The 6181-nt window shown below is 58.5% G+C and carries 5 protein-coding genes; 2 read left to right on the forward strand and 3 right to left on the reverse strand.

Annotation, left to right across the window (positions count from 1 at the left end):
* Positions 1 to 43: 43 nt before the first annotated feature.
* Positions 44 to 1243, forward strand: coding sequence for an MFS transporter (locus AC4ANE_RS09925; RefSeq protein WP_031594820.1), 1200 nt, complete (start codon positions 44 to 46; stop codon positions 1241 to 1243).
* 72 nt (positions 1244 to 1315) lie between these two features.
* On the opposite strand, the gene AC4ANE_RS09930 is transcribed toward AC4ANE_RS09925, so the two are convergent.
* Together AC4ANE_RS09930 and AC4ANE_RS09935 are read right to left on the reverse strand one after the other, a co-directional pair.
* A complete protein-coding gene (locus tag AC4ANE_RS09930) occupies positions 1316 to 2956 on the reverse strand; it encodes a methyl-accepting chemotaxis protein (RefSeq protein ID WP_002552778.1) in 1641 nt (546 codons plus the stop codon).
* Between the two features lie 288 nt (positions 2957 to 3244).
* The gene (locus AC4ANE_RS09935; RefSeq protein ID WP_002552779.1) at positions 3245 to 4240 is read right to left on the reverse strand and encodes an aldo/keto reductase; all 996 of its coding nucleotides are present in this window, start codon (positions 4238 to 4240) and stop codon (positions 3245 to 3247) included.
* A gap of 157 nt (positions 4241 to 4397) precedes the next feature.
* On the opposite strand from AC4ANE_RS09935, the gene AC4ANE_RS09940 reads away from it, so the two are divergent.
* Positions 4398 to 5120 (forward strand): haloacid dehalogenase type II, encoded by a 723-nt coding sequence (locus AC4ANE_RS09940; protein ID WP_002552780.1) that lies wholly within the window; start codon positions 4398 to 4400, stop codon positions 5118 to 5120.
* Between the two features lie 25 nt (positions 5121 to 5145).
* Here the strand turns inward: AC4ANE_RS09940 and AC4ANE_RS09945 are convergent, their stop codons facing one another.
* Positions 5146 to 5664: a GNAT family N-acetyltransferase gene (locus tag AC4ANE_RS09945; RefSeq protein ID WP_002552781.1), complete on the reverse strand. Its 519-nt coding sequence runs from the start codon at positions 5662 to 5664 to the stop codon at positions 5146 to 5148.
* Between the last annotated feature and the right edge of the window lie 517 nt (positions 5665 to 6181).

The raw sequence follows: 6181 nt of genomic DNA on the forward strand, positions 1-6181 counted from the left end.
CCCGACGGGTCAGCTGCTGACATCCCCGAATTCTGGAACCGCTGTGAGTCGTTTTGAAACTGCTGGAAACCTCGTAATAAACCCCGCTTCATGGTGGGCTGTAGGCAGTGTATCCCTTGGGTCATTCGCTACCGTCACTACTGAATTTCTCCCTGTCGGGCTGCTGCCCGATATTGCTCGTGACCTGGGAACCAGCATCAGCCAAGCGGGCTTGATGATGGCTGTCCCCGGCATCCTCGCGGCCATTTCAGCACCTTCCTGTATTGCCCTGTTCAGTCATGTTGATCGCAAGCGCCTGCTGCTGGGGCTGCTGTCGATATTGCTGGCGTCCAACCTGATCGTGGCGCTGTCGACGCACTTCTGGCTGACGCTTGCCGGCCGGGTCCTGCTTGGCTTCGCACTGGGAGGTTTCTGGACGATTGCCGGTTCGCTCGGGCCTCGCTTGAGGCCCGGCAAGGAGGGCGTAAAGGCCACCGCGTATGTGCTGGCGGGCGTCTCGATCGGCACCGTTGCCGGTATTCCGGCTGGCACGTTGATCGGTGAAGCCTTCGGCTGGCGGGCGGCATTTGAAACAGCAGCAGTGGTCACGGTTGCGGTAGGGCTGTTGATCGCAGCGTTTTTACCGGCGTTACCGGGCGAGCGCTCTGCCGGCATCAGTCAGATGCTGTCGCTGGCTGGCGAGCAACGCATTCGTCGTATGTTCGCCGCCGCACTGTTGATCTACGTCGGACACTTCGCGGCTTACACCTACCTCGCGCCCTTCGTGCAGGAGTTCGCGCATATCCAGGGGCAGGCCCTGGGAGCATTGCTCTTCGCCTTCGGTCTGGCAGCGGTGGCAGGGAATCTGGCCGGGGGAGCCCTGGCAGCCAGAAGCGCGCCGTCCTCGGTGCTGATCATGACCCTGCTGATGCTGGGATCGTTGACCGCATTGCTGATGTTTGTCGGCAACCCGTGGCTGCTCTGGCCGGTGATTCTGGTCTGGGGGTTCGCTTTCGGGATGATCCCCGTCACCACGCAGATCTGGTGTTTCGAGGCCTCCAATGACCGCGTGGAGGGTGTTCAGGCGTTACTGGTCTGTGTGGTGAATCTGTCGATTGGCGGTGGGGCGTTCATCGGCGGCGTGGTGTCCGGTCGGGCCGGCTTTACCGCCGCCATCGTCATCGGTGCGGTATGTGCCGCGCTGTCCATGTTCACCGTTGCGCTGGCGATACGTAGCTCCAGGTCGGTCATTTGCACAGACTGATTTGCCGCTAATGAGGTATCCGGCGATGCAGCATCCGATGCAGCATCCATCGCCGAATACCTGCTCACACCGTCAGCCTGCTTTGAAAAACGCGACCTTGCGGGTAAGGCGATCTGCAAGCTGTGCCAGCTCTTCGCTGGCGCTTGCCACCTGCTGCGATCCATTGGCGGACTTGAGTGTCGAGTCGTGAATACTGTTGATGTTCATGGCAACGTCTTCTGCCACCGAGCTTTGCTGAACCGCAGCGCTGGCGATTTGCGCATTCATGTGATTGATCGCGCCCACTTCCTGATTGATTCTGGACAGAGCACTTTGTGCGTTGCGTGTCTGGTCAACGGCGCGATTGACCAGTTCGCAGCTGTCGCGCATGTTCTGCGCCGCGGTTTCAGTACCGCCTTGCAGCGTGCTGATCATGTTTTGAATTTCCTGGGTCGACTGCTGGGTACGATTCGCCAGGGAACGAACTTCATCGGCGACGACCGCAAAGCCTCTGCCGTGCTCACCCGCACGGGCTGCTTCAATGGCCGCATTAAGCGCCAGCAGATTGGTTTGCGAAGCAATCGAGTTGATCACCTCGATCACCGTTTCGATCTGCTCGCTGTGCCTGGACACCTGCTCCACAGTATTTGTTGTTTCAGTCAGCGTGGCTGCCAGTTGCTCGATGGCAGTGGTAGTGCCTTCGACGAGTCGGTTACCGGTCGCCACTTCGCTGTCTGCCAAACGTGCAGCGTCCGCTGCCTGTGCTGCATAGCCCGAGACTTCATTGACCGTGGCGGCCATCTGGCTGATGGCGGTCGCCACCTGTTCGGCTTCACGGGTCTGCACCATGATCTGGGTATTGTTGGCAGATGACGCCGCCGACAGCACGGTGGATGATTGGCTGACCTCTTGGGCAGCCGTCCTCACCTCTGTGATGGTTTCCGAGAGACGAGTCAACGCGGTTTTCAGTACGCCCATGACGCTGTCGGGATGCGCGGTGGTGATGGTTTGCTGCAGATCGCCGGCCGCCAATCTTCGAATGGCCTGCGCAACCTCTACAGGCTCCGCGCCAAGCGTCTTTTTCACAAAGCGAATGATGAAAACCGACAGCACGATACTCAGCAGCACGGCGAAAGCCGTTGCCAGCAGCATCAGGCCACGGAACTGGCTGGCGGTCGCCTGCACATTATCCAGCTGAACCCTGATCGAGGCTTCCTCATGGTCGATGAGCGCGTTGATGCGCTTCAGCCATTCGCTGTAGTCCCCCGATGTCTGGCTCAGCAAAAGGGCCTGGGCACCGGCGATGTCACCGGTACGGCGCAAGGCAATGACGCTTTTGGTAGAGCCCAGCGTCTGCTGTTCGATTTCCTTGATGCCACGCAGCAGTTGCCGCTCTTCGGCACTTACGGTCGGCCTGGAGAACAGTTGATCCATCGGTGCAGCCGAATCGATGTAGTCCTTTTCCAGCCGGGTCATCTCTGCCAGATGGAGCGCGAGGTCCTGATCATTGTTGACCAGCACCGCATCGCGCAGGGCGATCGCCCGGTTATGCACGCTGCCACGAAAGTTGATCGCATAGCGTTGCACCTTTGCGGCATTGTCTCCAACGTCTTCCAGGGTGCTGTCGATGAAGCCAACCCGCTGAATGCCGACAGCGGTGATCAATATGAGCAGTGAAACGACCGCGGCAAACCCCAAGCCGATGCGGGTAGCCAGAGAAACCGGATTTTTCATGGAAGGAACTCGAACTGGGGAAGTGGGTAAAGTCGAATCAAGCACTGGCAAACGGCCATTCATTGCGAATGGCAAGACAATACCGTGCAGCGGGTCGGTCGCCCAATAGATATTTGCATGCGGCGAGATAGACAGGTGTTATTTCAGAAGTGTGTGACGGTTACGAGGGTTGTGATGTTGTGTTCATAAGATAAGCGTTGCTGGTCACCGTTCTATCGGATGACTGCGGTCCATCAGGTTACCGGCGACGCTGTAACGTTCGCCGGCGTCGGGTTTCTGCTGTGCGGATCAGACGAATCCGGTCACCAGATGCGGTACATAAGGTGCCTCAAGGCGTTGGATCTCTTCGTCGCTGAGCACCAGCTCCAGTGCGGCGATGGCATCGTCCAGTTGGGACGCTTTGGACGCGCCGACAATCGGCGCTGAAACCCCTCGTTTGGCCAATACCCAGGCCAGTGCGACCTGCGCCATCGGCACACCCCGTTCTGCTGCGACCTGTTCCACAACGTCGATCACCCGACCGTCTTCCTTTTCCGTCGCCTGGTAAAACGATTGACCGGAAATGTCGGTCCTGGTCCGCTCGGTCTGCTGCCCATGGGGCCGGGTCAGCCTGCCACGCGCCATCGGGCTCCAGGGCATCAGGCCGACACCCTGATCGATACACAGCGGGATCATCTCGCGTTCTTCTTCGCGATACACCAGATTCAGATAATTCTGCATGGACACAAACTTGCTCCACCCGTGCGCGACCGCGACCTGCTGGGCCTTGGCGAACTGCCACGCATACATGGACGAGGCGCCGATGTATCGGGCTTTGCCTGCCTTGACCACATCGTGCAGGGCTTCCATGGTTTCCTCGATGGGCGTGTCATAGTCCCAGCGGTGAATCTGGTACAGGTCGACATAATCAGTGCCGAGCCGCGTCAGGCTCGCATCGATACTGGACATGATGGCTTTGCGCGAGAGCCCTTTCTCGTTGGGCCTTGTCGAGCCTTCCCACATGTTTGCCGGGAAGAACACCTTGGTGGCGATCACGGTTTCGTCGCGGCGCGTGAACTCTTTCAGCAACTTTCCGACGATGGTTTCCGAGGTGCCTGCCGAGTAGCTGTTGGCGGTGTCAAAAAAGTTGATGCCTTGCTCGACGGCGTGCTTGATGATCGGTCTGCTTGCTTTTTCGCCCAGTGTCCAGGGATGCGTTCCGGCATCAGGTTCGCCGAAGGTCATGCACCCAAGGCACAGTCTGGAAATATCCAGCCCTGTGTTTCCAAGCTTCACGTAGTTCATGAATTCTCCATCCATCGTTGATTGGCCAGTCGCCGACCGGTTTCGATATCACTCATTACCTCTTCAACGAGGGCAATGTCTGCCCGGAAACGACTGTCCTCCGAGCGACTGCTTGTGTAGAACTATAAGCGACGATACACATTACCGGAGCGATAATATGGCCAGATTTGCACAGGTGGGTTTTCTCGGGTTCGACGTATTCGGCACCGTTGTGGATTGGCGAGGTGGTGTGGCACGCGCCGCGGCGCCCTTTCTGCTGCGTCATGGCGTGAACGTCGACCCCCTCGATTTTGCCGATCAATGGCGCGGGCTCTACCAGCCTTCCATGCAGCGCGTTCGCTCGGGTGAGCGTCCTTTCGTGACACTTGACGTGCTCAACCGGGAGAGTCTGGAAACCGTGCTGGCACGGCACGAGGTAGACTTCGGCAGCATTCCGGATACCGAACTGATTGAGCTCAACAAGGCGTGGGAACGGCTTGATCCATGGCCCGATTCCGTCGCCGGCCTCACGCGGCTCAAGCGCAGGTTCTCGATTGGCACGCTTTCCAACGGGCATATTGCCGGCATGCTCAACCTGGCAAAGTTCGCTGGCTTGCCGTGGGACGTGATTGTCGGCGCGCAAATCGCGGGCTCTTACAAACCAATGCCGCAGACCTACCTGAAATCGGCAGACGCCGTGGGCCTGGCCCCGCAAGCAGTCGCGATGGTGGCTGCGCATAACTCCGACCTGGCGGCAGCCCGTGCGAATGGCTTCAAGACGGTATTTGTCCGACGCCCGTCCGAGCACGGGCCAGGCCAGACGTCTGACCTTACTGCCGAACAGGACTGGGACGTTATTGTCGACTCTCTGACCGACGCAGCCGAGGCGCTCGGATGCTGAGCGCAGATAATGGCTAGGGGATAACTTACTCCCGTAAATCCTTCCACATATGCACCTTGGAGACGAACCGGCTGCCTACGGCAACTGCAAGCGGTTCAACGCCAAAGGTCACAAAGCCCACGCGCTCATAAAGCCCCTGTGCTGCGGCATTACCCTGCGTGACGGTGAGCTGTACGACCAGAAGCTCAGGACGGGATCTGGCATGCTCGAGCACGCTGCACATCAATTGGTAACCAATGCCTCTGTTTCTGTGAGCCTGAGGCACGTACATCCCGAACAAGGTTGACTTGTGCCGGGCCTTATTTCGGGTTTCAACGGACAACCCGGCTACGCCCAGCAGTTTGTTGTCTTCGACGGCGGCAAACACTGCTTCGGTCGACGCATTGCTGTTATCCAGCCTGTTTTCCCACCATTCGCCAGGCAGCGTTTCACGCTCTTTCACATCTGAGGTAAAGGCGTCCGGGTGGCGATCATATGCCTCAAGCATCAACGCGCGATAAGCCACTGCATCGGTCGGTGTCAGTCGTCGGTAAGTAAGGGTCATAAAAGCAGGATTCGTCTGACTCAAGCGTTGAGTATTGCACCCGGAGGCGGGAAAAGTCTTAACCGCACGCTGAGTTTTAAACAGATGTCTGGTTCGCGCAGCAGTGCCGTTTGACGGACACTTTGGGGGTTTGTAACTTTTTGTTTGCCTCACTGCCAAAAATCATGGTTATTATCCCGGGCGCTCAGGGCCAAAAACCCAGCGTCAATGATTGCCATGGGTCTACAACCCCGCAGTCGCAGCCGATCGGGTCCACCTTGGCGCTGACACCCGGCGCAGGCCGTTCCCCGTCGTTGACCCTCAAACGGAAGATGAGGTTTCAATTGGTCACGCGGTATGCAAACGTCAGTTCCAAGGGCAGAGCGATCAGTCTCGTCAACGAGCCAGCCACCCCCCTTTCTGTATGCGAGTCGCGCCTTGCCGCGTTCGCCCGTCATTTCTCTGCGATCCCCCCAAGCGCTTCCATGTCTGGTCATGACGTGAGCGCAAGAGCACGCGCCGCACCTTCTCCCTGAGT

Source organism: Pseudomonas sp. Pme6b, assembly GCF_058129925.1.